The organism is Bradyrhizobium sp. 132 (assembly GCF_023074185.1).
In the GTDB taxonomy this organism is placed as follows: Bacteria; Pseudomonadota; Alphaproteobacteria; order Rhizobiales; family Xanthobacteraceae; genus Bradyrhizobium.
This window is the reverse complement of sequence record NZ_JADPKY010000035.1, coordinates 17635-43159: the sequence shown is the minus strand read 5'-3', so window position 1 is coordinate 43159 and position 25525 is coordinate 17635. Positions and strand designations below refer to the sequence as shown.

At 63.4% G+C, this 25525-nt stretch carries 24 protein-coding genes and 2 pseudogenes; 12 read left to right on the top strand and 14 right to left on the bottom strand.

Annotated elements, in window-relative coordinates; translation table 11 throughout:
- Nucleotides 1-166: 166 nt before the first annotated feature.
- From IVA74_RS06365 to IVA74_RS06350, 4 genes are all read right to left on the bottom strand, one after another.
- A complete protein-coding gene (locus tag IVA74_RS06365) occupies nt 167-1225 on the bottom strand; it encodes an alpha/beta hydrolase (protein WP_247340847.1) in 1059 nt (352 codons plus the stop codon).
- Nucleotides 1226-1475: 250 nt separating this feature from the next.
- Complete coding sequence (locus tag IVA74_RS06360) at nt 1476-2333, bottom strand: metal-dependent phosphohydrolase (protein ID WP_247340846.1); 858 nt, start codon at nt 2331-2333, stop codon at nt 1476-1478.
- 137 nt (nt 2334-2470) lie between these two features.
- Nucleotides 2471-2737 (bottom strand): hypothetical protein, encoded by a 267-nt coding sequence (locus IVA74_RS06355; RefSeq protein ID WP_247340845.1) that lies wholly within the window; start codon nt 2735-2737, stop codon nt 2471-2473.
- Between the two features lie 179 nt (nt 2738-2916).
- Nucleotides 2917-3978: a class I SAM-dependent methyltransferase gene (locus tag IVA74_RS06350; protein WP_247340844.1), complete on the bottom strand. Its 1062-nt coding sequence runs from the start codon at nt 3976-3978 to the stop codon at nt 2917-2919.
- Nucleotides 3979-4320: 342 nt separating this feature from the next.
- On the opposite strand from IVA74_RS06350, the gene IVA74_RS06345 reads away from it, so the two are divergent.
- The 3 genes from IVA74_RS06345 (at nt 4321) to IVA74_RS06335 (ending at nt 7707) form a co-directional block, all read left to right on the top strand.
- The gene (locus IVA74_RS06345) at nt 4321-4995 is read left to right on the top strand and encodes a response regulator transcription factor (RefSeq protein WP_247340843.1); all 675 of its coding nucleotides are present in this window, start codon (nt 4321-4323) and stop codon (nt 4993-4995) included.
- Nucleotides 4996-5062: 67 nt separating this feature from the next.
- Nucleotides 5063-6373, top strand: a complete 1311-nt coding sequence (locus tag IVA74_RS06340) for an ATP-binding protein (protein ID WP_247340985.1) — start codon at nt 5063-5065, stop codon at nt 6371-6373.
- A gap of 245 nt (nt 6374-6618) precedes the next feature.
- Complete coding sequence (locus IVA74_RS06335; protein WP_247340842.1) at nt 6619-7707, top strand: TRAP transporter substrate-binding protein; 1089 nt, start codon at nt 6619-6621, stop codon at nt 7705-7707.
- Between the two features lie 77 nt (nt 7708-7784).
- Here the strand turns inward: IVA74_RS06335 and IVA74_RS06330 are convergent, their stop codons facing one another.
- From IVA74_RS06330 to IVA74_RS06310, 5 genes are all read right to left on the bottom strand, one after another.
- Nucleotides 7785-9440 (bottom strand): TRAP transporter large permease subunit, encoded by a 1656-nt coding sequence (locus IVA74_RS06330; RefSeq protein ID WP_247340841.1) that lies wholly within the window; start codon nt 9438-9440, stop codon nt 7785-7787.
- A gap of 28 nt (nt 9441-9468) precedes the next feature.
- A complete protein-coding gene (locus IVA74_RS06325; protein WP_247340840.1) occupies nt 9469-10050 on the bottom strand; it encodes a TRAP transporter small permease subunit in 582 nt (193 codons plus the stop codon).
- Nucleotides 10051-10219: 169 nt separating this feature from the next.
- The gene (gene moaA, locus IVA74_RS06320; RefSeq protein ID WP_247340839.1) at nt 10220-11254 is read right to left on the bottom strand and encodes a GTP 3',8-cyclase MoaA; all 1035 of its coding nucleotides are present in this window, start codon (nt 11252-11254) and stop codon (nt 10220-10222) included.
- A 103-nt stretch (nt 11255-11357) separates the two neighbouring features.
- Nucleotides 11358-11846, bottom strand: coding sequence for a hypothetical protein (locus tag IVA74_RS06315; RefSeq protein ID WP_247340982.1), 489 nt, complete (start codon nt 11844-11846; stop codon nt 11358-11360).
- 153 nt (nt 11847-11999) lie between these two features.
- Nucleotides 12000-12674 carry an HAD family hydrolase gene (locus IVA74_RS06310; protein WP_247340836.1) on the bottom strand — a complete coding sequence of 225 codons (675 nt, stop codon included), beginning with the start codon at nt 12672-12674 and terminating at the stop codon, nt 12000-12002.
- 167 nt (nt 12675-12841) lie between these two features.
- Here IVA74_RS06310 and rpiA point away from each other — a divergent pair, with 167 nt between their 5' ends.
- Genes rpiA through gor form a run of 3 tightly spaced genes read left to right on the top strand, consistent with a single transcriptional unit; the run spans nt 12842 to nt 15511 of the window.
- Nucleotides 12842-13555 carry a ribose-5-phosphate isomerase RpiA gene (rpiA, locus tag IVA74_RS06305; RefSeq protein ID WP_247340835.1) on the top strand — a complete coding sequence of 238 codons (714 nt, stop codon included), beginning with the start codon at nt 12842-12844 and terminating at the stop codon, nt 13553-13555.
- A gap of 2 nt (nt 13556-13557) precedes the next feature.
- Nucleotides 13558-14076 (top strand): DUF2059 domain-containing protein, encoded by a 519-nt coding sequence (locus tag IVA74_RS06300; RefSeq protein WP_247340834.1) that lies wholly within the window; start codon nt 13558-13560, stop codon nt 14074-14076.
- Between the two features lie 46 nt (nt 14077-14122).
- Nucleotides 14123-15511 (top strand): glutathione-disulfide reductase, encoded by a 1389-nt coding sequence (gene gor / locus IVA74_RS06295; RefSeq protein ID WP_247340833.1) that lies wholly within the window; start codon nt 14123-14125, stop codon nt 15509-15511.
- A gap of 9 nt (nt 15512-15520) precedes the next feature.
- Here gor and IVA74_RS06290 read toward each other — a convergent pair whose 3' ends face one another.
- The 4 genes and pseudogenes from IVA74_RS06290 to IVA74_RS06275 all read right to left on the bottom strand — a co-directional run bounded on the left by IVA74_RS06290 (nt 15521) and on the right by IVA74_RS06275 (nt 19613).
- Nucleotides 15521-16660: a hypothetical protein gene (locus tag IVA74_RS06290; protein WP_247340832.1), complete on the bottom strand. Its 1140-nt coding sequence runs from the start codon at nt 16658-16660 to the stop codon at nt 15521-15523.
- 509 nt (nt 16661-17169) lie between these two features.
- Nucleotides 17170-17346, bottom strand: a pseudogene (locus IVA74_RS06285) (FMN-binding negative transcriptional regulator); the annotation flags it as partial.
- Nucleotides 17346-17684, bottom strand: a pseudogene (locus IVA74_RS06280) (winged helix-turn-helix domain-containing protein); the annotation flags it as partial. The pseudogenes IVA74_RS06285 and IVA74_RS06280, both read right to left, overlap by 1 nt.
- Nucleotides 17685-17855: 171 nt before the next feature.
- Complete coding sequence (locus IVA74_RS06275; protein ID WP_247340831.1) at nt 17856-19613, bottom strand: MOSC and FAD-binding oxidoreductase domain-containing protein; 1758 nt, start codon at nt 19611-19613, stop codon at nt 17856-17858.
- Nucleotides 19614-19783: 170 nt separating this feature from the next.
- On the opposite strand from IVA74_RS06275, the gene IVA74_RS06270 reads away from it, so the two are divergent.
- The 5 genes from IVA74_RS06270 (at nt 19784) to IVA74_RS06250 (ending at nt 22562) form a co-directional block, all read left to right on the top strand.
- Nucleotides 19784-20164, top strand: a complete 381-nt coding sequence (locus tag IVA74_RS06270; protein ID WP_247340830.1) for a nuclear transport factor 2 family protein — start codon at nt 19784-19786, stop codon at nt 20162-20164.
- 303 nt (nt 20165-20467) lie between these two features.
- Nucleotides 20468-20941: a tellurite resistance TerB family protein gene (locus IVA74_RS06265; RefSeq protein ID WP_247340829.1), complete on the top strand. Its 474-nt coding sequence runs from the start codon at nt 20468-20470 to the stop codon at nt 20939-20941.
- A 2-nt stretch (nt 20942-20943) separates the two neighbouring features.
- Entirely contained in the window at nt 20944-21306 is a 363-nt protein-coding gene (locus IVA74_RS06260; RefSeq protein WP_247340828.1) for a hypothetical protein, read from the top strand.
- Entirely contained in the window at nt 21303-21941 is a 639-nt protein-coding gene (locus tag IVA74_RS06255) for a TerC family protein (RefSeq protein ID WP_247340826.1), read from the top strand. The genes IVA74_RS06260 and IVA74_RS06255 overlap by 4 nt, the downstream gene beginning before the upstream one ends.
- A gap of 33 nt (nt 21942-21974) precedes the next feature.
- Nucleotides 21975-22562 carry a TIGR00645 family protein gene (locus IVA74_RS06250; RefSeq protein WP_247340824.1) on the top strand — a complete coding sequence of 196 codons (588 nt, stop codon included), beginning with the start codon at nt 21975-21977 and terminating at the stop codon, nt 22560-22562.
- Nucleotides 22563-22682: 120 nt separating this feature from the next.
- Here the strand turns inward: IVA74_RS06250 and IVA74_RS06245 are convergent, their stop codons facing one another.
- Nucleotides 22683-23765, bottom strand: coding sequence for a substrate-binding domain-containing protein (locus IVA74_RS06245; RefSeq protein ID WP_247340822.1), 1083 nt, complete (start codon nt 23763-23765; stop codon nt 22683-22685).
- Between the two features lie 113 nt (nt 23766-23878).
- On the opposite strand from IVA74_RS06245, the gene IVA74_RS06240 reads away from it, so the two are divergent.
- A complete protein-coding gene (locus IVA74_RS06240) occupies nt 23879-25363 on the top strand; it encodes an aldehyde dehydrogenase family protein (RefSeq protein ID WP_247340980.1) in 1485 nt (494 codons plus the stop codon).
- The last annotated feature ends 162 nt before the right edge of the window (nt 25364-25525 follow it).

Below are 25525 nucleotides of genomic sequence, written 5' to 3'. Positions count from 1 at the left end.
CCACCAGGGAAGCGATCAGAACTTACAAGCGCAATGGATTTGAAATCTACGGTCTCGATCCTCGCGTAATTCGCGTGGGAGGCGTTGCAACGACAAGTACCTCATGGTGAAGAAATCAGGTAATGGCATGGCCGTCGAAAAGAGTACGCCCACCATCTCGCGCCCGTCAGGCGCTGGAAGTCTCTTCGGGCTGTTGTACGCCCGGACCTTCCCTTCCATGGATCAACACCGCCTCTGCAGCGGCTTCGTCGATGGCCGCCATGACGTCAGCAGTTGCGGAATGATGAATCATGTGTCCCACTCCGTCGATCCGGCGCAATTTGCTTTGCTTGACCTCGCCATGCAGCCTGACCGACTGCTTGATATCGATCAAACGGTCGCGCTGGCCTGCGATAATGATCGTAGGCATCTTGAGTTCTCCATACGCCTTCGAACCCGAGAATGCGGCGGAGATCAACATCGTCGCTTCAGCCGCCGTCGCCCGCATCTGTGATGGGCGGAGCGCCATTTCCCTGGCAAAACCCGCGAACTTCTTTGGGACCGGCCGGGGGCCAAACAGCTTGCGCAACATCGTGGGCCACATCATCCGGCCGGCTAGCGGCGAAATCGTGTAGCTGATGACGTCCCCGAGCACCGGTACGGCGGACAGCATCGACGCCGCGCTGTCCGAGCGGGGAGTTGGGAAATAATATCCCGAGGCCAGCACGAGAGCCTGCACGAACGAAGGATGTTTGATCGCCAATGCAACCGCAATCGACGCCCCCCACGAATGACCCAGGACCATTGCTTGAGAGACGCCCAGCTGATCGAGCGCCTTCTTGAACAGGTCTGCCTGGGCATCCGGAGTCCAGACGACGTCCCTCGGCCGCGAGCTATGCCCAAAACCCGGGCGATCGAACACGATGACCCTGTAGTTCTCGGTTGCGAGATCAATCAACCCACTCGAGTGGAAATCCTGGATCATGCTGCCGTTGCCGTGAAACAAAACTAGCGGCTTGCCCCTGCCGCGCTCCAAATAGTGCAGGCGAACTCCCTCGACGTCGATGAACCGTCCCTGCGGAGGGTTATCGTGTTGCGCTTTGCTCGCGAGCAGTCGGTTTACGATTGCGGAAGCCGCGATGAGGGTACCTGCGGCAGCAAACGCGGTGGCGCCCGGATGTCGCGTGAAGGCGGTCAGACAGTCCGATCTAAACGAGCCGGAACGTGTTCGTCGTGCAATCCGCATGTGCATTACCTTGGGTGGTCTGCACGACGCCTCATGCGAATGAGTAATGTTGCAGCCGAGGCAAACGGGGATGCGGGGGTGTTGGTTCCTTGATCAAAAGCAGACGAAAATCGGCGCGAAGCCCCCGGCGAACGGCCTCGGACGGTGGTGCAAACTCGCGCGTGCAATAGGGGACACGAGTAGCCGATCAGGGTGCCCTCTCAGGCTGTGTCGGCCTCTTTGCCGAAAACCACGGTTTGCGAACGCCGATCTATAGCTGTGGACCAGATAGTCTGACTTCTCGCTCAGCGCGCAGGACGTTTCCATACAGGCTGCTGATCCATTGCCTTCCGCTCGAGGTTACATTCAAACAGCGGATGGCGGCCTGGATTTGGGGGGCAACCTTGGTCCAGTAGAATTGAGGGTATTTGTAGACCACATCCGCGGGCGTGGCGTATCCGAGCGATTTGTTGAGCCCTATCTCGTCGAATTCATAGAAGAGCGCATTTGATTTCTTCATGTAGTTCGGATCGCCGAGCTGACCAATCAGATCAGCGGCGCGCAGCAACAAACCTTCCTCCTCGTCCAAGTCATCCTTGAGTTCGCTCGTAGGAGCGTCCGCATAGGGAAAACGCGTATATTCGATCGCCCGGGCAACGCGAGCGGCGTCGATCTGGTCGACTGCGTCGAGACGCTCCACGGCGAATAATTTTGAGCGGTCCACGTGATAGGGTGCAAGCGCTGCATCGGAAGAGCCAATCGGCAATTCGACTGTTCGGCCGCTACCATCAACGACATAGGCTCCCTCTTGGTCTCCATGAATTATTCCCCGAACGTAGCCGATGTCGTGAATCAGACACGCGAGGATGAAGTGAGCATAATCGCTGGCCGTCGTTGGCCTCAGGAGAGAGCGGCCGATCAGAATGTCGTGCCCGACCAGCGTGACCAACAAGGTGTGCTCGACGTTGTGGTATAATGCATCGCTGTTGCCGATACATTCCAGGGCCAGCTTTGCCGCGTAGGGGAGCAATTCCGGCAAGGTGGCATGCGACGAGCCGAAGCGGCCTCTTGTCTCCGAGATCAGGAACGCACCGAGCGCCTGGGACGTCAGTTCTGGAATCGTTATCACCGGCAAGCTCCTCACGTTCGTCAGGCATGAACAAATGCGATGCCAACCTGGAAGTTGCTAGCGCGCCGCGACCCGCCGCAGAAATGTGCGTACGGGTGCGATTGCAGCAAGGGCTCGCAACTCACAAACCAGAACCGCTACCGTATGCCGACGCGATTGACCCCGCCATTTATGTTGCGTGGGCCAGCGGTGCCTGCCCGGACCGCCGCTCGCGCCACGGGGCGTGGCCTGAGCACGACGCCGGCCCTCGCAACGCAACTAGGCGGATAATCAACGTACTGGCAGTACACGACCGCCCCGGCTGGTGCGGAATTGAGAGTGAGACCCGCAATCCCCAACAGGGCGCTGGCAGCAATCCCTGCAATCGTTGCGGACTTGATCGAAAGACGCTTGTTCGGATGCATCGTGATCCTCCTCTTCCTGCTGCGAGCTGAAGGAGTGACGGAGCTGCCTCAGGCTGAACATAACGTGAGGCCAAAGGATAGGTGATGCTTGACCTGGATCAAGGGTGTGGCCGCGATGCCAGGGACACCTGTCCACTATCGCGCGGCGGCTTGCAGGACCCGGACAACGGCCGGATCGGTCAAGAACGCACTTCGAAGATCATGTTGAACGGCGTCTCGGTCGCGCGGCGGAAGCGCCTGAAGCCTGCTTCAGTGGCCACCTGACGCAATCTGCTTTCACCCGCCTGTGCGCCGAGCCCCAGGCCCACTTCCTGAGACAGTGATGCCGGCGTACAAATGAATGTCGAGGCGTGATAGTAGACGCATCCGACCGGGTTGAGATTGTCCTTGAGATTGTCATGAGCAAACGGCTCGACGATCATCCACGACCCATCCTTGGCCAGCGTTTCCTTGACATGCTTGCCTGCACCCACGGGATCGCCCATGTCATGCAGGCAATCGAAGAACGCCACAAGATCATAGTCTTTGGCCGGAAAATCCTTGGCACTGGCCTGCGCGAACGTGATGCGGTCTCCAACTCCTGCTTCTTGCGCTAAGACCTTCGCGCGTTCAATCGAAGGCTTGTGGTAATCGAACCCGAAAAACTCTGAATTGGGGTAGGCCTGCGCCATCACAATCGTAGAGGCGCCGTGGCCGCATCCGACGTCGGCGACCCTGGCGCCAGCTTTCAGTTTCGCTTCGACGCCTTCGAGCGTCGGAATCCAGTTCGAAACCAGATTGGCGTTATAGCCCGGCCTGAAGAAGCGCTCGGTGCCAGAGAAAAGACACTTCGAATGCTCGTGCCAACCAACGCCTTTCCCGGTTCGAAACGCTTCGGCGACTTTGGGTTCGTCGAGGTAGGTGGACTGCACGACATCGAATGCGCCGGCAAAGAAGGCTGGCGAGCCCTCTTCGGCGAACGCCATGGCTTGCTCTGCCGAGAGTGAGAACGCGTTTTTTTCGGGGTGGTAGTCGATGTATCCGGAGGCAGCCTGCCCGGAAAGCCATTCGCGCACATAGCGCTCATGCAGACCGGTCTTCTTGGCAAGCTCGGACGGAGTGACCACCGCACCATCGGCCATCGCCTTGTAGAGCCCGAGGCGATCACCGAGCAGGATGCTTGCGCCGCCAAGCGAGATGCCGAGGTCGCCGACAAGCTTTCCTACGAGCGCGTTCAACTTTTCAAGGTTTGGTTCACGCATTGCAGCTTCTCCGCTTCGAGAACAGCCCCCCGTCGGTTAAAGAGCCTAGGACGACCGGCGGATTGCAAGTGTGAACGCGTTCACGTTTCAGCGAATAGCCCCGTCCGATGCCAGATTTGGGTCAGGAGCGGTAACGCTTGATCGGGCAGGGGATGTCTGCTCGCGTCCAACAACCGACACGGGCGCCGCAGGGGCGCGCGCCTGGTTGGCTGACGCGAAGCTGACAGAAGAGGTGACCGGTCTGTCGGGTGCTTTTTCGCTGGCCGAGGTGGCCGGAATGGTGGAAGAGAGCGAAGATGCGGCAAGGGCCGTGGGGTGACGTGGGTATCCGGCGGAAATGCGATGCGCCTTCTGATCGTCGAGGACAATGCCGAACTGTCGCGGCTGGTGGCCGGCGGGCTGTCGGCGGCCGGCTATGAGAGCGATATCGTCGGCAGCGCGGCCGAGGCGCGCGAGGCGGTGAGCAGCGTCAACTATGCCGCGATGATCCTCGACCTCGGTCTGCCCGACGGCGATGGCCTCTCGGTGCTGCGCGAGCTGCGCCGGCAGATGGAGCCACTGCCGGTGCTGGTGCTGACCGCGCGCGGCGGCTTGCAGGACCGCGTCAGCGGCCTGCGCAGCGGCGCCGACGACTATCTCGCAAAACCGTTCGCGATGGAGGAGCTGGTGGCGCGGCTGGAGGCGATCCTGCGCCGCCCGGGCCAGTTGCTCGGCCGCTCGCTGCGTCTCGCCAATCTCGCCTACGACACCGAAAGCCGCCAAATCTTCGTCGACGACCAGCCGCGGATCATCTCGTCGCGCGAGACCTCGGTGCTGGAGATCTTGCTGCGCCGGCAGGGGCGCGTGGTGCCGAAGAAGAACGTCGAGGACCACATCTTCGGGCTCGACGGCGAGGTCGCCTCCAATGCGGTCGAGGTCTACGTCTCGCGGCTGCGCAAGCAGCTGACCGAGCACGGCGCGAAGGTCGTGATCCACACCATCCGCGGCGTCGGCTATCTCATGGCCGAGGAGAAATAGCGTGGGGGTCGCCGGGATCTATGCGAGATCGCCGACGTTCAAATCGCTGATCTGGCGCATCGTGTTCATGCACATCGTGGCGGTCGCGGTGGTTGCCATCTTCCTGCCGCTGGTGATGTTCTGGCTGCTCAATTCCGAAGTCGACCAGTTGCACCGCGAAGCCATGCGGGCGCAGGCCGAAGTGCTGGGGGAACGGATCGTCGCGCAGCCGGACGGCTTGCTGACGTTCAATCTGCCGGACAGCCTGCGCGGTCTCTACTCCGAAGCCTATGGCCGGTATCTGTATGATATCCGCGACGCCGACGGCCGTTTGCTGTTTTCGTCCCGCCGCAAGACGGGCGCCGCGGCACAGGCGCCGCCGCTGTCCGAGACGATTTCCGGCGCCGGCGTCACGCGCATCATCGACGGCAAGATCGTGCGTATCCGCGTCGCCGAGGACCTTGCGCATCGCGACGTCATCATCGACGACATCATCTCGAACTTCTTCCGGCGGGTAGGGTGGATCACCATTCCGATCCTGCTGATCCTGCTCGCCGCCGACATCATCATCTTCCGCCGCGCCATCGCACCGCTGTGGAAGGCCTCGGAGGAGGCCAGCAATATCGGGCCGGCGCGCACCGACATCCGCCTGCCGACGGAGCAGATCCCGCGCGAGATCATCCCGCTCGTCACCGCCGTCAACCAGGCGCTCGATCGCCTCGAGGATGGCTTTCGCGTGCAGCGGCAGTTCACGGCCGATGCCGCGCATCAATTGCGCACGCCGCTCGCGATCCTGCGGACGCGCATCGAGACGCTTGGCGACGGCGCCGCACGGCAGGCGCTGCATGCCGACATCGAAGCCATGAGCCGCATCGTCGCCCAGCTGCTGGAGATCGCCGAGCTCGACACGCTGGTGCTCGATCCCGGCGAGTCCGCGGATTTGCGCGCCGTCTGCGCCGAGGTGGTCGGTGCGATCGCGCCGTTCGCGCTAGCCCAGCACAAGGACATCGCCCTCAAGGGCACCGAGGCGCCGGTGCTGGTCCATGGCAATTCCGAGATGCTCCAGCGCGCGATCTTCAATCTCGCCGAAAACGCCATCAAGTTCACGGCAAAAGACACGTCCGTCGACGTCGAGGTGAGCGAGGACGGTGCGGTGCGGGTGCGCGATTGCGGCCCGGGCATCGCGGACGCCGACCGCGAACTGATCTTCCAGCGCTTCTGGCGCGCCGACCGCCAGCGCAGCGACGGCGCCGGCCTCGGGCTCTCGATCGTGCGCGCCGTGGCCGACGATCACACGGCGACAGTCGCGGTGGAGAACCTTCCGGGCGGCGGCGCGGAGTTCACGCTGCGGTTCAGGCTGGCGGAGGGGATGCAGGCGGCCGGACCGGCGGCGGGCTGAACCTGCGCCGTCTCGATCGCGGCGTGTGGCCACCAGGCGCCCAACGGGTCTGCATCACTTCGTGCTCCGTCCTTCGATCTCCGGCTGATCGTCTAAGCCTAAAGTCGCAGGACCGGTTGGCGTGGGAGCTGGGCATTTGTGTCCCTCGCCATCGTCGGGATGGAAATCGGATGAGACATGTTCCATGCTGGCCTCCAAGCCTCGGCAAGAAGGCCCATCATCACAATCCATCAGGGTAGGAAATCATGAAAAGAAGAGACTTCATCAAGGTAACCGGGCTTGGTGCGGCGGGTGCCGCGACGCTCGCCGCTCCAGCCATCGCGCAATCGATGCCCGAGATCAAATGGCGCATGCCGACGAGCTGGCCGAAATCACTCGATACGCTCTATGGCGGCGCCGAGATGATGGCCAAGATGGTCGCGGAAGCGACCGACAACAAATTCCAGATTCAGACATTTGCCGGCGGCGAGATCGTGCCGGGCCTTCAGGTGCTCGATGCCGTGCAGAACGGCACCTGCGAAATCGGCCACACCGCGTCCTACTATTATTTCGGCAAGGACCCGACCTTCACCTTCGGCTCGGCCGTGCCGTTCGGACCGAACATGCGCATCAACCAGGCCTGGTACATGCTGGGCGGCGGCAGGGACGTCCTGAACGAGTTCTACAAGAAGTACAACGTCGTTTCGCTGCTTGCCGGCAACACCGGCTGTCAGATGGGTGGCTGGTTCCGCAAGGAGGTCAAGACGCCTCAGGACTTCAGCGGGTTGAAATTCCGCATCGGCGGCTTCGCCGGAAAGGTGATGGCCAAACTCGGCGCGGTGCCGCAGCAGATCGCCGGAGGGGACATCTATCCGGCGCTGGAGAAGGGCACCATCGACGCCGCCGAATGGGTCGGACCGTATGACGACGAGAAGCTCGGCTTCGTCAAGGTCGCGCCGCATTATTACTTCCCGGGCTGGTGGGAAGGCGGGCCCATGCTTCTGGCCTTCGTCAACCAGGACAAGTGGAACGCGCTGCCGAAGCACTATCAGAGCATCCTCGAGCAAGCGGGGCACTACGCCAACAACTGGATGATGGCGAAGTATGACCAGGCCAATCCACAGGCGTTGCGGCGCCTGCTAGCAGCGGGCGCCAAGCTGCATCCGTTCTCGCCGGAGGTCATGCAAGCCTGCTTCAAGGCGGCAAAGGAGCTGCACACCGAAGTCTCGGCCAGCAACGCGGACTTCAAGAAGGTCTACGAATCGCTGACCGCGTTCTCGAACAACGGATATCAGTGGTTCCAGGTCGCCGAAGTCGGCTATGACAACTTCATGGCGCGCAACTCGCAGAGCTGATTTGCGAGCCGCGATCGGCCAAACGAAAAAACCCGGAGCGAAAGCTCCGGGTTCTTTTTTTGCGGGCGGGCCGGGCGCTATTGCTTCGGCTGGCCGAAGTCGAGCGGCGGCAGATCGATCTGCGGAATTTCGATCTTGATGCTGTTGGGATCGACGGTGGACTGCACGCCCTTGTAGTGCATCACCATCGACGGGAACATGATCACCAGCAGCACCATGATGAGCTGGATGACGACGAACGGCACCGCGCCCCAATAGATCTGTCCCGTCGTGACCGGCTCCATGCGTTTGCCGGTGACGCGATCGGTATAACGTTCCTTTGGCGCGACCGAGCGCAAATAGAACAGCGCAAATCCGAACGGCGGGTGCATGAACGAAGTCTGCATGTTGACGCCGAGGATCACGCCAAACCAGATCAGGTCGATGCCGAGATGCTCCGCGGCGGGCCCGAGCAGCGGGATCACGATGAAGGCGAGTTCGAAGAAATCGAGGAAGAACGCCAGCACGAACACGAACGCGTTGACGAAGATCAGGAAGCCGACCTGGCCGCCGGGCAGGGAGGTCAGCAGGTGCTCGACCCAGACGTGGCCACTGACGCCGTAGAAGGTGAGCGAGAATACGCGTGCCCCGACCAGGATGAAGACGACGAAGGCGGAGAGCTTTGCCGTCGATTCGACCGCCTGACGAACGAGGTCCCAGGTCAGCCGACGTTTCATGGCACCGAGAATGAGGGCGCCGGCTGCGCCCATCGCACCGCCTTCGGTGGGCGTCGCGACACCGATGAAGATCGTGCCCAGCACCAGGAAGATCAGGAACAGCGGCGGCACCATGACGAAGGTGGTTTGTTGCGCCATCTTCGAGAGGAAACGGAAGCCCGTGAGCTTGTCGATGGCCCAGTTCGCGACGGCGACGGCGAACGCGAAGAGGATGCCGAAGAACATGCTGAGCACGACGAAGTCGGCGCCGTGGGTCTCCGAATTCCGCATCATGAACCAGCCGAACACGCAGCTCGCGAGGAACAGCACGCCAAGCGACTTCAGGCCGCGGTCGCCGCTTTCCTCGCGGAAGCCGATCGCCTCCTTGGGAAGGCCCGGCGCCGCTTTCGGAAAGATCAGGGTGACGAGAAAAGCGTACCCCGCGTAGAGGCCCGCGAGCACCAGGCCCGGAATGAAGGCGCCCTCGTACATGTCGCCGACCGACTTGCCGAGCTGGTCCGCCATCACGATCAGGACGAGCGAGGGTGGAATGATCTGCGCCAGCGTGCCGGAGGCCGCGATGATTCCGGTCGCCACGCGGCGGTCATAGCCGTAGCGCAGCATGATTGGCAGTGAGATCAGGCCCATCGAGATCACCGAAGCCGCCACGACGCCGGTCGTCGCTGCAAGCAGGGCGCCGACGAACACCACCGCGTAGGCGAGGCCGCCCCGGATCGTGCCGAACAACTGGCCGATAGTGTCGAGCAGATCCTCGGCCATGCCGGAGCGCTCGAGCACCAGTCCCATGAAGGTGAAGAAGGGAATGGCGAGCAGCGTGTCGTTGTTCATCACGCCGTAGACGCGCTCAGGCAGCGCCTGCAGGAAATCCGGATGGAATTCGCCGAGCTGAATGCCGATCACAGCGAAGAAGAGGCCGACGGCGCCGAGCGAAAATGCCGCCGGGTAGCCGAGCAGCAGCACGATCACCAGCGTGGCGAACATGATTGGCGCCATATTGGCGATGAGAAACGCGGTCATTGAATCCCCCTACGATGCCGCTTGGCGATCACTTCTGTTCGATCGCTTCAACGAGGTGCTCGACTTCGGCCTCCAGCGCCGAAATCTGCGACTCGTGGGGATCCGGAATCATGCCACGCATGATGGCGATCCGCTTGATCAGTTCGGAGATGCCTTGAACAAGCAGGAGCGTGAAGCCGATCATGACGAGTGACTTGGCCGGCCATTGCGGCAGGCCGCCCGCATTGCCGGATTGCTCGTTGATCTGGAGCGAACGCAGGAAGAACGGTACGCCGGTTACGATCATGACGACGGTCAGCGGTATCAGGAAGAAGAGGTGCCCGATCACGTCGATGACGTTGCGAACCCGCTTCGGCATCATGCTGTTGAAGATGTCGATCCGGATGTGCTCGTTATCGAGCAGCGTCCAGGACGAGCACAGCAGGAACACGATGCTGAAAAGCACCCATTGCAGCTCGAGCCACGAGTTGGAGGACGTGTCCAACGTCTTTCGAATAATCGCATTCAGCGCCGAGATGACGACGGCAACCAGGATCAGCCACGCCAGGCGCTTGCCCGTCCAACGTGTGAACGCGTCAATTCCATTGCTCAGCTTCAGGAGCGCTTGCAAGATTGGTCCTCCCCGATTTGCCCCGGCCGTCTTGACTGCGCCGAGTGGCGCGTTGGCTTGTCTCGCCGCGCAGGCATGAGGCAGCCGCACCAAACCAGTGAGCGTGCCGCCAGTCAATCGGAAGTTTGTTGATAGTTAAGGGGAATAAGTCGCGGCCGGCCAGCCGATGCTAGCCGCCGGTGACACTCATGTGCCGCGAAACGCTGGGGCGGTCGTGGCGGCGGTCGATGATGAAGTCGTGGCCCTTGGGCTTGAGCCCGATGGCGCGGTCGATCGCATCCGCAAGCAGCATATCGTCATCGGATGCACGCAGAGGTTTGCGCAAATCAGAGGCGTCCTCGTGGCCGAGACAGGTGTGCAACGTTCCCGTGCAGGTGACGCGCACCCGGTTACAGGATTCGCAGAAATTGTGGGTCATCGGGGTGATGAAGCCGAGCTTGCCGCCGGTCTCGGCGACGCTGACATAGCGCGCCGGCCCGCCGGTGCTCTCGGCCAGATCCGTCAGCGTGAATTGCTGGGCGAGGCGCGCGCGCACCAGCGACAGCGGCAGATACTGGTCGAGCCGTCCCGATCCGATCTCGCCCATCGGCATGACCTCGATCAGCGTCAGGCCCATGCCCTTGCCGTGGGCCCAGCGCATCAGGTCGGGAAGTTCGTCTTCGTTGAGGTTCTTCAGCGCCACTGCGTTGATCTTCACGGCAAGCCCCGCGGCCCGTGCGGCCTCGATGCCTTCCAGCACCTTGTCGATCTCGCCCCAGCGGGTGATCTCGCGAAACTTTTGCGGGTCGAGCGTGTCGAGCGAGACGTTGATGCGGCGGACGCCGCAATCGGCGAGCTCACTGGCATGTTTCGCAAGCTGGGTGCCGTTGGTGGTCAGCGTCAGCTCGCCCAACGCGCCGCTCTCGAGATGCCGCGACAGCGAACGCACCAGCGTCACCACGTTGCGGCGGACCAGCGGCTCGCCGCCGGTGAGCCGCAGCTTCTTCACGCCTTTGGCAATGAAGGCCGAGCAGAGCCGGTCGAGTTCTTCCAACGTCAGCAGATCCGCCTTGGGCAGGAACGTCATGTCTTCCGACATGCAGTAGAAGCAGCGCAGGTCGCAGCGGTCGGTGACGGAGACGCGCAAATACGAGATGGTCCGTCCGAACGGATCGGTCATCGCGCTCGACAGCGCGGCGCGGGGGCTCGCGGAAAGTCCGTTCATACCAAATGCCTTGTCCCTTACGGCAACGGGCGCAGCTTTGCGTCAGCGGTGCTCTGGAAGCAATCTAAGCATCAGGGGCGTCAGAGACAATTGGGAACGGAGGTCAGCGCTTGCCGGCATTCGGATCGGGGAACGGCGAACCCGCGGCCGGTGCGGCCTCAGCCGGGGCAGTGGCGGACGCCGCCGGTTTCGGCTTCTTGGGCCGGTGCGGCTTGCGGACCGGTTTTGGCGGGGTGGCCGGCTGGAGTTCAGCGAAAACCGGGCTCGGGTCGGTTGTGACCGAGGCGGGTGTGGTGAAATCGCCCGGATTTTTGATGACGTTCACCGGCACGCTCGCCGGCTGGTATTTTGGCAGGGCGAAAGCCACCATGAAGGAGGCGTCGGCGGCCGGAACCGAGACGGAGCAGGGGGTTTTGCAGCCCGGACCGAGCGAGGTTGTGGCGTCAGCACCCGGAGGATTGGATTCGAGCCGGACCTGGACCGTCGGCGGGGCCGATTTGAACACGTCCAAGGACATCGAGGAGCAGCCGGCGAGGCTTGTTGCCCCCAGGAGGCTTGCCCCAGTTAACGCAATCGCGATGACACGACGCATGACCATCCACTTCTGCTGCGACGAACCGCCACATCCCCGGCTAAACCTAGGAGCGTCGTTCCAGGCAAGCAACCGGCGGGCCGCGCATAATTAATAGATGGTTAACGCAGGTACAGAAAAATAACCACGTGATTTCAGTGGCTTGATGTGTTCTTACGCCGTCATCAGGCTGTGGGCTGCCGCCGGCAGGTCGCGCATGTGATGGATCAGCCGGTCCGGCTTGAGCTCGGCGATCGGCACGTCCGTATAGCCGAAGCTGACCCCGATCACGGGAACTCCAGCGCGCCGGGCCACGCCGACATCGGGTCCGGCATCGCCGACCATAATGCTGGCTTTGACCTCGCCGCCGGCCCGCGCCACCGTTTCGCGAAAAATGGCCGGATCGGGTTTCTGGACGCCAAAAGTGTCGGCGCCGCAGATCGCCGCGAAGCGCCGGCTCAGGTCCAGCTGGTCCAGCAGCCGCTTCGACAGCCATTCCAGCTTGTTGGTACAGACCGCGAGGCGATGGCCCTGGGCCGCAAAATGGTCGAGCGCGGCTTCCAGCCCCTCGAAGGGCCGGGATTCGACGGCGATATGGTCGGCGTAATAGACGATGAAATCTGCCGTCAGCCGGTCCATGTCGGCGGGCGTGACGCTGCGGCCCTCGGCCTCCAGCCCCCGCTCGATCAGCTTGCGGGCGCCGGCGCCGATCATGTTGCGGGCCGAGGCCATCGGCACGGGCGGCAGCCCTTCGCGGTCGAGCACGTAATTGAGCGCGGTGATCAGGTCGGGCGCCGTATCCACAAGCGTGCCGTCGAGATCGAAGACGATGGTGTGAGGAGAGGTCATGATCCCAGCGCTACCGGCCTGGCCGTATAGGCGCAAGGGGCGGCGCCATAAGATCAGCTTATAGAGCTGTTCCCAGACCCTGTTCTCCGAGGGGAAACGGGGCTACATAGGCCGCCGCAAGCGAGCTTTATCGTCGGCACACTCCCTAATCCAGAGGCGGGCGCATCGTGAACATGGACCAGTTGAAGCGGCAGGCTGCGGCGCGCGCCCTCGAAGATGTCCGTGACGGCATGCAGCTCGGGCTCGGCACCGGCTCGACCGCCAAACATTTCGTCGAGCTGCTCGGCGAGCGGGTCCGCGCCGGGCTGAAGGTGATCGGCGTGCCGACCTCCGAGGCGACGCGGCTCGATGCCGAGCGCTGCGGCGTGCCGCTGACCACGCTGGACGCGATCGACCATCTCGACATCACCGTCGACGGCGCCGACGAGATCGATCCCGCGCTCAACCTGATCAAGGGCGGTGGCGGCGCGCTTTTGCGCGAGAAGATCGTGGCGGCCGCCTCCGATCGCATGATCGTGATTGCCGACGACACCAAGTGGGTGCCGACGCTCGGCCGCTTTCCGCTGCCGGTCGAGGTCATCCCGTTCGGGCTCGGCGCAACGCGGCGTGCGATCGAGAAGGCATTTGCGGAATGCGGCGTTTCCGGGCAAATGGCGGTCCGCAAAGGCAAGGACGGCCACGTTTTCGTCACCGATGGCGGCCACTGGATCGTCGATGCCCAGCTCGGACAGATCGTGGATCCGCCCCGCCTCGCCAAGGCGTTGAGCGCGATCCCCGGCGTGGTCGAGCATGGGTTGTTTATCGGCTTGGCCAGCTCGGCTGTTTTGGCGGGTGGCGAGGGAATCCGCGTGGTTGAACGGCGAAAGCCGAAAGGAGACTAGGAATGAAGAGCGTTTTGAAGTTCTTGCCGGTCCTGACTCTCGCTGTGGGACTGGCCCTCTCGGCCGCCCCGGCGCTCGCCCAGCAGGCGGCCCCGCCGAAATCCTCACCGAGCGCCATCGCGGCCGCCAAGGAGATCCTGGCGATCAAGAACGCCGGCGCGATGTACGCCAACGCGGTGCCCGGCATGGTCGAGAAGACCAAGATCACGCTGATCCAGCAGAACCTCAACTACCAGAAGGACCTCAACGAGGTCGCACAGATCGTCGCCCAGCAGCTCAAGGGCCGCGAGAGCGAAATCGGCGACGGCATGGCGCAGGTCTATGCCAGCGAGTTCACCGAGCAGGAGCTGAAGGATCTCGTCACCTTCTACAAGTCGCCGCTGGGCAAGAAGCTGATCGAGGCCGAGCCGCGCGCAATCGGGTTGAGCATGGCCTTCATGAACTCCTGGGCCCAAAATTTCTCCGAGACCGTGATGGGCAACTTCCGCGCCGAGATGCGCAAGCGTGGCAAGGAGATCTGACAGATACTATCTGATCAGGAGTTGCTGAAAGAGGTCGGAGTGGACAATGGCTGAATTCGACGTCGACCTCTTTGTCATCGGTGGTGGTTCGGGCGGCGTGCGTGCCGCCCGCATCGCGGCCGGCTACGGCGCCCGTGTGACGATCGCGGAAGAGTACCGCATGGGCGGGACCTGCGTGATCCGCGGCTGCGTGCCGAAGAAGCTGTTCGTGATCGGCTCGCATTTCCGTCATGAAATCGAGGATGCCGCGGGTTTCGGCTGGACCGTTCCGCCTGCCAGCTTCGACTGGCCGACACTGATCGCCAACAAGGACAGGGAGATCGCCCGGCTCGAGGCGATCTACACTGCCAACGTCGAGAAGGCGGGTGCGCAGGTCGTGAAGAGCCGTGCGGTGATCGAGGACAAGCACACCGTCCGCCTGCTCGAAAACGACAAGAAGATCACGGCAAAATACATTTTGATCGCCACTGGCGGCGCGCCCAATCACGGCGCCTCGATCCCCGGCATCGAGCACGTGATCTCCTCCAATGAAGCTTTCCACTTGACCAAGCTGCCGAAGCGGATCGTGATCCAGGGCGGCGGCTACATCGCGCTGGAATTCGCCGGCATCTTCGCCGGCTTCGGCTCCGACGTCACCGTGATCTATCGCGGCGACAACATCCTTCGCGGCTTTGACGAGGATGTTCGCACGCACGTCCGGGCCGAGATGGAGAAGCAGGGCATCACCATCCTCACCGGCTGCACGGTAGCGAAGGTCGATCGGCACGGCGAGGAGTTCACCACGCATCTGTCGAACGGATCGAGCCTTGCCTCCGACCAGGTGATGTTCGCGATTGGCCGCCATCCGGCGGTGGCCAATCTCGGCCTGGAGAAGGCCGGCGTCGCCATCAATCCCAGGAATGGCGGCATCGCGGTCGATCATTTCTCGAGGAGCTCGGTCGACAGCATCTATGCGATCGGCGACGTCACCCACCGCTTCAACCTGACGCCGGTCGCGATCCGCGAGGGCCATGCGTTCGCCGATACCGTGTTCGGCAAGCGCGAGGTGCAGGTCGATCACGCCACCATCCCGACCGCCGTGTTCTCGCAGCCGGAGGTCGGCACCGTTGGCCTCACCGAGACCGAGGCGCGGGCGCAATTTGGCCATGTCGACATTTACAAGACGACGTTCCGCCCCATCAAGGCGACGATGTCGGGCCGCGATACCCGCGTGCTGATGAAGCTCGTCGTCGACGGTGCCTCCGATCGCGTGCTCGGCTGTCACATCGTCGGTGATGCCGCGGCCGAGATCACGCAGGCAGTCGCGATTGCGGTGAAGATGAAGGCGACCAAGGCCGATTTCGACGCGACCATTGCGCTGCATCCGACCGCGGCCGAAGAGCTCGTCACGATGCGCACCCCGACCGCGCGGCATGTGCGCCAGGCGGCGGAGTAACCCCCGCGCTCAGCCGTACAGATACCCGACCTGCTTGCCTTCGGTGCGCAGGGGACGGATGTCCTTCTGCGTGATGATCTGGCCGGCGAGGCCGTCGATCTCGTCGCGCTGCGTCGGCGTCCAGCTGCGAAGGTCGTTCATGCCCTTGAGAAGGCCGAGCCGGAGAACTTGCGTGTTGTCACCGATGCCTGTGAGGCTGATCGCGTTGTTGCCGGCGGTCACCACATCGCCAGCCGCGAGCTCAAAGGTCTCGCCGGCCTTGCTCTTGAATTCAGCCGTGCCGCGAATGACGCGATAGATCGCAACCTCGCCCTTGGCCAAACAGCTACCATCGGCTGCAGCCGATGTGCTCTTCGGCAAAAGTGACTGGCCACGCGGGTCGGTCGCGATGATGTGGCCGGTGACGAGATGGCCGCTCGGGGCCTCGATCCCGATATCGCGCACATAGACCGGCATCGCCGATTTGACAGGGCTGTCGGTGAACGGCTTGAACAGCGCATCCAGCGCCAGGGGATCCTGAAGCCAGAAGCCTGCATCGGCCGGGCGATCATGCAGTGAGTGGCTCCAGGCCACACGCGGCGTCTCGGCCTCGTTGATCTGGTCCGGGCCGACGATGCTCGGGTTTGGAAAGGTGGTGGGATCGGTCACGAAGGCTTCGAGGAATTTGCCCGAATAGCCCATGGAAATCGGATCCGGCACCACCGTCTGCGGCGTCTTCAGGTTCTCTTCGGTCGACAGTCCCGACCAGGTGTAGAACAGCTGGCGGTGCACGATCGCGCTCTGCAACATCACCGCGCCAGGGCCGACACTGTGGAAGCGCCCGTCATAGTCGAAGGTGAACGCGCCGGAGGTGACCAGCACGAGCTGAAAGCCGCCCGGCGGAAGATGCAGGTGGAAATCGGTAGGGCCGGTGTCCGGACGGTAGATCGGCAGATTGGTCGCGACTTCGTGCAGCAGGAAGGTTTCGTTGTTGGCGTGAAAGCCTTCGTTGGCGCGATTGTAGAGCGCTTGCGGCCGGTACGTCGCTTCGAACTTCGCATTCCGGTCGCGATCGATCGCCACGAAATCCCGAGCGTTGAGGCGAACGGGCGCGCCGTCCGGGCGGGTCAGCCCGGTGAATTTGAGATCGCCGGCGGCATGCACGTTCATGGCATTCTCCGATTCTGGGCCGCTCACCCGGTCTCTCGGCGCACGCATCTTGCCGCTCCAATCGTGGGAGAGCAGGGAATCAGGCTTGATGCTGCCTTGCGAAATTTGGGCCAGTCGAGGTGACGCGCAGCACGCGGGCTCTTCGGCTCGCCGCCACGCCAAGAAAAATCGAGGTTGCACCTGATGTTAGATGACCCGCTTCACGGGCCTGCATGGCCCTCTTCGCCAAGCCTGCAGATCCAGTGACGAGACGCGTCTTGTCTAATTTGTCGGCACGTCCTGCGCGGACGTGCAGCTGCGCCGATCAGCAAGTGCCAGCGGCCGGGTGTCTGATGCCATTCATTCGAACGACCGACGGACAGTCCGCTCGGGCTTGCCGTACGGACTGTCGGCCCACTTCGCCATGTCCACGGCAGCCTGACGCCAGGATGGCTCCGGTCTGCTACATGCGGATCGAAACGACGCCGCCCTGCAACTATTCAAGCGCGCCTCGGCGCGCCGAACTTCGCTCACATCGGCACCGGAATGAGGGGCGCAACCTCCCGATCAAGCGCGTTCTCGCTCGCCGCAAGTCCTTGCGCGACGCCGACACGGTCGGCCTCGGGACGGTTCTGGCTCATCTTGCGCTTGCCTTCGAACCGCACGACGGGAATGCGCACGCCGACGATTCCGCGCAGCTGCGCAGCGGGTCCCGAAGCAACCGCTCGCCGAAGACCGACGGCCGTACCTTCCGCGCCGACGGCCCCGACGCCACGCGCGTGCGTCCTCGCTCGACGATGGCGCGAGCCACACGCGGCCGCGCGCCATGGCGTGTCTCGATAAAGCCTTCGGCGGCGAGCTGTTCGTAGGCGACGCTGACGGTCGAGCGGGCCACACCCATCTCGCCGGCAAGCGCGCGCGAGGACGGCAGCAACCCGTCGATCCCGTATACCCGCGCCAAAATCTGATCCCTCAGGGCATCGTAGATCTGGCGCGCGCCCATGCGGCCGGCCCGGGGAGCGGGATTGGTCTTCATCTGGATCATCCACATTCCAAGCCGGCATTCGCCCGAGCGGACGATGTCGGAATGTGGTTCCAGTCCGGTTCGCCGAGAGTTTCGACGTAAGCCTTGCCGTAGGGATAAAAATGCTCCTTGCGGCCCTGGTCCCACAGCGCCCTGAGACCGGGCGCCGACTCGCATAATGAGTCTCCACTTTCACAGATCAATCACGACATCACTTCGGGGCCGCGAGCAGCAGATCAGGACGTTGCCCTCCGCTGGCGGGTCGAGTGGATCCGGCGCGTAGCTGACCGCTCCCGCGATCAGTCCGCTCTCGCAGTTGTGGCAGACGCCGGTCCGGCACGACCAGCGCACGGGGACGTCGCAGGCTTCGGCCAGCTCCAGCAGGCTGGCGTAGGCCGGTCCCCAGCACACATTGAGTCCACTTCGGACGAACGAAACCATCGGGCCGGGGCCGGGGGCGCCGGCCGGCGAGTGCGCTCGCTTCTGCGGGGAGGACGCTATGCCGGGCGTCAAGGATGGTCCGGCGCCGAACAATTCGGTGTGGATGCGATCCGGCGCGACGCCCAACGTGGTTAGGCCAGCTTTCAGATCGCTCATGAAAGCGGCCGGTCCGCACAGATAGAAATCGCCGTCACGTGGCACGCTGAGACTCTGGAGCAGGCGTGCGTCCAGATGTCCGGCTGTATCGAACTCCACATTGAGACGATCGCCCGGGTCAGGCGCGCTGTAACAGACGTGGCTATGGTGATGAGCGAGCCCACTTAGCAATTCGCGCGCCTCGGCGGCGAACGCATGTTTGCGGCCGTCGCGAGTGCCGTGAAGCCACCAGACGTCCCGCGTCGTCTCTTCAGCGGCGAGCGCGTGGAGCATTGCGAGCACCGGCGTCACGCCGATTCCGGCGCTCAACAGGACGACGGGGCGCGCATCTTGCCGGAGCGTGAAACTGCCGCGGGGTGCACCGACCTGCACGACGTCGTCAATTCCGAGATCATCGGCGATGTAACGGCTGGCGGCACCGTGCGATTCGCGCTTGATGCTGATCCGATAGGGCGCGGCATCGGAGCCGCTCGAGAGCGAATAGCTGCGCGTCATCGCTTGCGCAGCCAGCGGCCCGAGTCGGACAACGACGAACTGACCGGGCAGGGCGGCGGCCACAGGATGTCCGTCGACGGGTTCGAGGATCAGCGACGTCACGTTGCCGCTTTCTGCGATCTTGCGGGCTACGTGAAACGGCCGGAATCCGCGCCAGGCCGGAGGTGGGCTCGCCGCCGATCCGAGCCCGGCGTTTCCCGCCGCTTTGTTCTCCTTGCGCTGCTCGAGCAGCGCCTCGAAAGAGCGGTGCCAGCCGCGGCTCAGCGCCGGAATCCGCAGCGCCCGCTCCAGGCGTTCGCGCGGATGAGGCGGCAGGTAAAGCAGCGCATTGATCTCGAACACGCTCATGCGCTCGGGCCCCACGGCGATCTGAATGATTTCGTCACCGGCCTCGACGTCGCCTTCCTCGATCACACGAAAATAGAACCCGGGCCGGCCGTGCCTGACCACCAGCGCCGCCATGTCCGGCTCGTCCATGCGAATGCCGAGCCGGTAGCAGGTGACGCGCGGCTGCGTCACTTCGAACAGGGCCGAGCCGATCCTGTAGCGGTCTCCGATGCACACGTTGCTGTCGGCAAGGCCCTCGACCGTAAAGTTCTCACCGAACTCGCCATGAACGAGGTTCGATCGACCCAGATGTTCCTGCCAGTATCGATAAGCATCGTCCTGATAGACGAATACGGCACGATGCTCGCCGCCATGACCGGCCGTATCGCCCTGGCCGTCGCCATCGATGTTGAGCCGGCGCACCTTGCGCGGGCCTTTGACTGGTGCCTTCCAGATACCGGTGTGGACGGTCCTTCCCTGCCAGGCGACGTCGCGCGGCAGGCCGACATTGACCGAAAGCAAACGTGCCATTGCGTGTTCCCAACCGTGACTGCGCGGCTCTGCCGTCATCCTTGCACCCGGACCGGGTTTTTGGCTCGTTAGGCGTTGTTAGACGTTGCGAGCAAGCCTTGCCACCGGCGGCCCTCAGGCCAATTTCAGATGGGCGTCACGAGACAAAGTCCGCAAAGAGGGAGATCGCGATGGATGATCAGGGCAAGCTGGCCGCGCTCCAGCGTCATTGGGACGCGTCGGACGCCAACGATTTCGAGGCCGAGCACGACATCTATCGCGAGGACGCGGTGCTCGACTATCCGCAGTCCGGCGAGCGCATCCGCGGCCGCAGGAACATTCAGGAGAGCCGCTTCGTGCAGCCGAACAAGAAGCGCTTCACAGTTCGGCGCATCGTCGGGGGCGGCGATCTGTGGGTGAGCGAATTCGTGCTGACGTATGATGGGGTGCCGTCTTACGTGGTGAGCATCATGGAATTCCGCGACGGTCTGGTGGCGCAGGAGACGCAGTATTTTGGCGACAAGTTCGAGCGGTCGCCCTCGCGGGCGCATCTTGTCGAGCGGGTGGAGTAACACGGGCTTCGTCGCAATGACGGTGCGTCTGCCAAACAGACCAACACGGAACCCGATGCGGCGGCTGGTCGCAGTGTCGTCGCCTTGATTCCGACAGGCCCATCTTTATGTGTGAAAGGAACAAGAATCCGGGCCCCTCTGGCGAGGAAGTCGACGCTGTCGGCAAAACCTCGTGATGTCGGATGACCTGTCCCGCGCGAATGCGATGGATCGGCCGATCGTCGGGCCTTCTTGAGAGTCTCTCCGACCCAATCGTCCCCATCGCAGCTCCGTGCGGTCATTTCGCAAGATAAGGGAGCAACGATGTCTGACGCCAAGCATTCAAATCCGATCGAAATCGAGATCACCGAGCCGTCCAGCCTGAACGAGCAGGCTGCGGTGGCGCTGGTGATCGTCGGCGCGCTGGTTGCGGTCGCCGACCGGCAAGTTTCACCGGTCGAACGCGACGAGGTCGTCCGTTTCATCCGGGATCGCAAGCTGGCACCGCACATCCCGGACGACCGGCTCTATGCGATGTTCGACGAGCTTGCCGAACGGCTCGAGGAACCGGATTTCGCCAATGTGGTGATCGACAATCTGCGTCCGGTCTCGGACCTGCGGCTGTCGGCTCATTTGGTGGAACTGTCGGAGCGCGTCGCGGCCGCGGACGAGGACGTCCATCCCCATGAACTGCAGGCGATCAAGCTGTTGCGCCTGCTGACGCTGGTGCTGCCGCGCGCAAAGCAGGTGGCGCCGGGTGCAGTGCGTGCCGAACAGCGCATTGCCGCCGAGGAGTAAGCATGAGCGCAGTTTCGGACGAGGATAAGACAGGGGCTGCGGGCGCTACCGGCCAGATGGCCGGCGGCGACCCGCGTCTCGACAAGCTTGTCCGGCGCCTGCCGCCGCGCATGGGCGACACCGTCACCTATCTGCTCAAGCCGTCCAGCCGCTGGGTGAGAATCCCCTCGGGCGCGCTGCTCATTGTCGGCGGCGTGCTCTCCTTCCTGCCGGTGCTCGGCGTCTGGATGCTGCCGCTCGGCCTCGCTTTGCTTGCGGAAGACGTGCCCGCGTTGCGATCCGCGCGCGGCAAGGTTTTGGATTGGGTCGAGCGGAAGAAGCCGCAATGGCTCGATCCGTCCGCACCTAAAAGCGATCAATCATGACTGAATTCATCACCACCGAAGCGCTGACCGCGCTCTTTCAGGTCGTCCTGATCGACCTCGTGCTCGCCGGCGACAACGCCGTCGTCATCGGCCTTGCCGCAGCCGGCCTCCCGGCCGAGCAGCGCCGGCGCGCCATTGTCGTCGGCATCATCGCCGCCACCGCCTTGCGCATCGTCTTTGCCGGCGTCGCGACCCAGCTTCTGCAAGTGATCGGGCTGTTGCTCGCCGGCGGCGTGCTGCTGCTCTGGGTGTGCTGGAAGATGTGGCGGGAGCTGCGCGAGCAGGCCGCGCATGCGAACGAGCTCGCGTTCAGCCATGGCGGAGACGGGAGCGCTGCTGCCGCTCCGCGCAAGACCTTCAGGCAGGCGGCGGTGCAGATCGTCGCCGCCGACGTCTCGATGTCGCTCGACAACGTGCTCGCGGTCGCGGGCGCGGCGCGCGAGCATCCCTACATCCTCGCCTTCGGCCTGCTATTGTCGGTCGCGCTGATGGGCGTCGCTGCCGATTTGCTCGGCCGCGTGCTTCAGAAGCAGCGCTGGATCGGCTATGTCGGTCTCGCTATCATCGTCTACGTCGCCTTCGAGATGATCTATCGCGGCTCGCTCGAGCTCGCGCCTGTCATCGCGAGCCTGTAGGGCAACGCTTCTGTCTATCATCCGGAGTGATCAATGACGTCTGAACCCAAAGCACTTTCGGCCGATCCGGTGCCGGCGCCGCAAATCGGCCCGTTTGCCCAGCTCATCTTCGGCTCGCGCTGGCTGCAGGTCCCGCTCTATGTCGGTCTCATCGTCGCGCAGGCCGTCTATGTGCTGCTGTTCCTGAAGGAGCTCTGGCACCTGGTCGTGCACTCGTTCGACGCCAGCGAGCAACAGATCATGCTGGTCGTGCTCGGGCTGATTGACGTCGTCATGATCTCGAACCTGCTGGTGATGGTGATCGTCGGTGGTTACGAGACCTTCGTCTCGCGCCTGAACCTGAACGGTCATCCGGACGAGCCGGAATGGCTCAGCCACGTCAATGCCAGCGTGCTCAAGATCAAGCTTGCGATGGCGATCATCGGCATCTCCTCGATCTCGCTGCTCAGGACCTTCATCGAGGCGGGTAATCTCGGCACGACGCGCAGCAATTTCACCGAGTCCGGCGTGATGTGGCAGGTGCTGATCCACCTGACCTTCATCATCTCCGCGATCGGCATCGCTTGGGTCGACCGCCTCAGCGAGAGCGGCCACCGCAACAAGGCGGCCCGTCACGGCTGAGCGCGATCGGCCTTCTCAGGCGCCGATTTGGCGCTCGCGCGCGGCATGACGGACTCTCTTGGATCATTGCTGCGGAGATTGGCATTCCTGCCCGTCACGGACAAGGTGAACGCGCCATGATCATCGCACGGCGTGCATCTCCAGAAAGGCCTTCACGCCGGTGACGGTGCCCGTGTCCGACGGCACGTAGCCGGGCAGGGTAGCCACCGCTGCGCGAAAATCAGCGCTGCGGATGATCTCGAGGATGCGCTGCATCGGCCCGGTGTCCAGAAACGCGCGCTTGCAGACGAAGAAATAATCCTCGGTCAGGAGCCGGATGAAATCGAGGCCGAAATGCCGGGCGGCGGCTTCGACGCCAAAGCTCGCATCCGCCATGCCGCTCGCGACATAGGCCGCGACCGCGGCGTGGGTAAATTCGATCTGCTGCGCACCGTTGATGCGACTCTCCTCGATGCCGTTTGCCGCGAGCAGTTGGTCGAACAGAAGCCGCGTGCCGGAATCGTGGTCGCGGTTGACGAAGCGGACTTTTGGTCCGGTCAGATCATCAAGCGAAGCGATGCGCAGCGGGTTGCCGCGCGCGACCATCAGCCCCATCTCGCGCGTGACGAAACTGATGATGCGGTCCTCGCGCGGATCGAGCCATTCGCGGGCAGCCTTGATGCCCTGGGCCCGCAGCGCGCCGTGCGGCAGATGCAGGCCGGAGAGATCGCAGGCGCCCTGCGCCAGCGAGACCAGCGAATGCTGGTTGCTGACATAGCGCAGGTCGACGCCGATGCCCGGCTCGCGGTCGAGGAATTCGCGCAGTTTTGCGACCGCAAAGCCGTGGCTGGCATGCACGCGGATCACCGACGGGCGCTGCTCGAGGAACGGCTTGATCTCGCTCGCCAGCTCCTGCGCCAGATTCTCAAGCTGAGGTCCGAGGCGGGCCTGCATGCGCTCACCCGCCCACACCAGCCGCTCGCCGAACGGCGTGAGTTTCGAGCCTTTGCCGCGCTGGGTCTCGACCAGGGGCGTGCCGAAAAACTCCGACCATTGCTCGATCAGATTCCAGACGTGGCGATAGGAGAGGTGCGCGTCGCGGGCCGCGCTGGTGATCTTCCCGGTCCTCCTGATTTCGTTGAGGACGCCGAGCATGATGATGGCGGTGCGCGGATTGCCCTCGCGGCGAAACCGCCAGACGGCCTCGATCTCGATCTGAAGCATCTCTTATCCTTATGAACTGCGCTTCATATGTGGGGCGCCCATTTGCAAATCATATCATATTTACTCCGGTCAACCGGCGCTTAGTCTGGTATACCAGAACTGGAGGAAATATGATGTCTGTTGCATATGACTTTGCACACTCACCGGCCACCGAGTTCATGTCCCGGCCCCAGCATCTGCTGATCGACGGCCGCCGCGTCCCCGCAAGCTCCGGTCGCACCTTCAAATCGCTCAATCCGGCCACCGGGCAGCTCATCGCCGTCGTCGCCGAAGGCAACGAGGCCGATGTCGAGCATGCGGTTGCCGCCGCGCGCCGGGCTTTCGAAGGCCCATGGCGCACGATGCGGCCATCCGAACGAGGCCAGATCCTGCTGCGCTGGGCAGACCTGCTCAAGCAGCACGCCGACGAGATCATCGAACTCGAGTCGATCGATGCCGGCAAGCCGATCGCCGCGACCTCGCGGCAGGATTTCCCGGCCGCGGTCGACACGCTGATCTACTACGCCGGCTGGGCCGACAAGATCAGCGGCGACGTCGTGCCCGTGCGCGACGACGCCCTGACCTACACCTTGCGCGAGCCGGTCGGCGTGGTCGCCGCCATCGTGCCCTGGAATTTCCCGCTGATGATCGGGATGTGGAAGCTGGCGCCGGCGCTGGCCTGCGGCTGCACCATCGTGATGAAGCCGGCCGAGCTGACCTCGCTGTCGGCGCTGCGCATCGCCGAACTCGCGCTTGAGGCCGGCCTGCCGGCGGGCGTCTTCAACGTCGTCACGGGGCCCGGCCGGGTCGTCGGCGATGCGCTGGTTAATCACCCTGACGTCGACAAGGTCACCTTCACCGGCTCACCCGGCGTGGGTCGTGGAATCATGAAGGGCGCCGCAAGCAACTTCAAGCGTGTCTCGCTCGAGCTCGGCGGCAAGTCGGCCAACGTCATCTTTGACGATGCCGATCTCGAAGCCGCATCCAAAGCAGCGGCCTCCGGCATCTTCTTCAATGCCGGCCAGGTCTGCTCGGCCGGCTCCCGCGTCCTGGTGCAGGAGAAGGTTTATGACGAGGTCGTCGAGCGACTGGTGGCGCGCGCAAAGTCGCTCAGGATCGGTGATCCGCTCGACCGCAAGACGGTGCTCGGGCCCGTGATCTCCGAGAAGCAGATGAAGTCGATCCTCGACTATGTCGACATCGGCCGGAAGGAGGGCGCGACCCTCGTCACCGGGGGCGAACGTGTCGGCGAGCGTGGTTACTTCATCAGCCCCGCAGTGTTCGCAAATGTCGCGCACGAGATGCGGATATCGCAGGAGGAGATCTTCGGCCCCGTCGTCAGTGTCATCAAGTTCAGGGATGAAGCCGACGCGCTGCGGATCGCCAACGGCACGGCCTACAGCCTGGCTGCCGGCGTGTGGAGCCGCGACATCGGTAAGCTCCAGCGCTTCGCCAAGCGGGCGCGCGCGGGCACGGTCTGGATGAACACCTATGGCTACACCGACGTGCGCCTGCCCTGGGGCGGCGAGCGCGACTCCGGCCTCGGCCGCGAGCACGGCAGCGCCGCGCTCGACAACTTCACCGAGCCGAAGGCTGTGTGGATGAACCTGGCCGTCTGATACCTCCCGAGCGGCCAAGCCTGGAGCCCGCCTGATCGCCCGATCCGGCGGGCTCTTTTTTCGAGATCGGTAAAATTGCCTGCATTCCGCTCAGCGGCGGCAAACCCTGCGGACAAGAACCACGCGGCCTTAAACCCCGGCTTTGGAACCGGCGTGCATCCT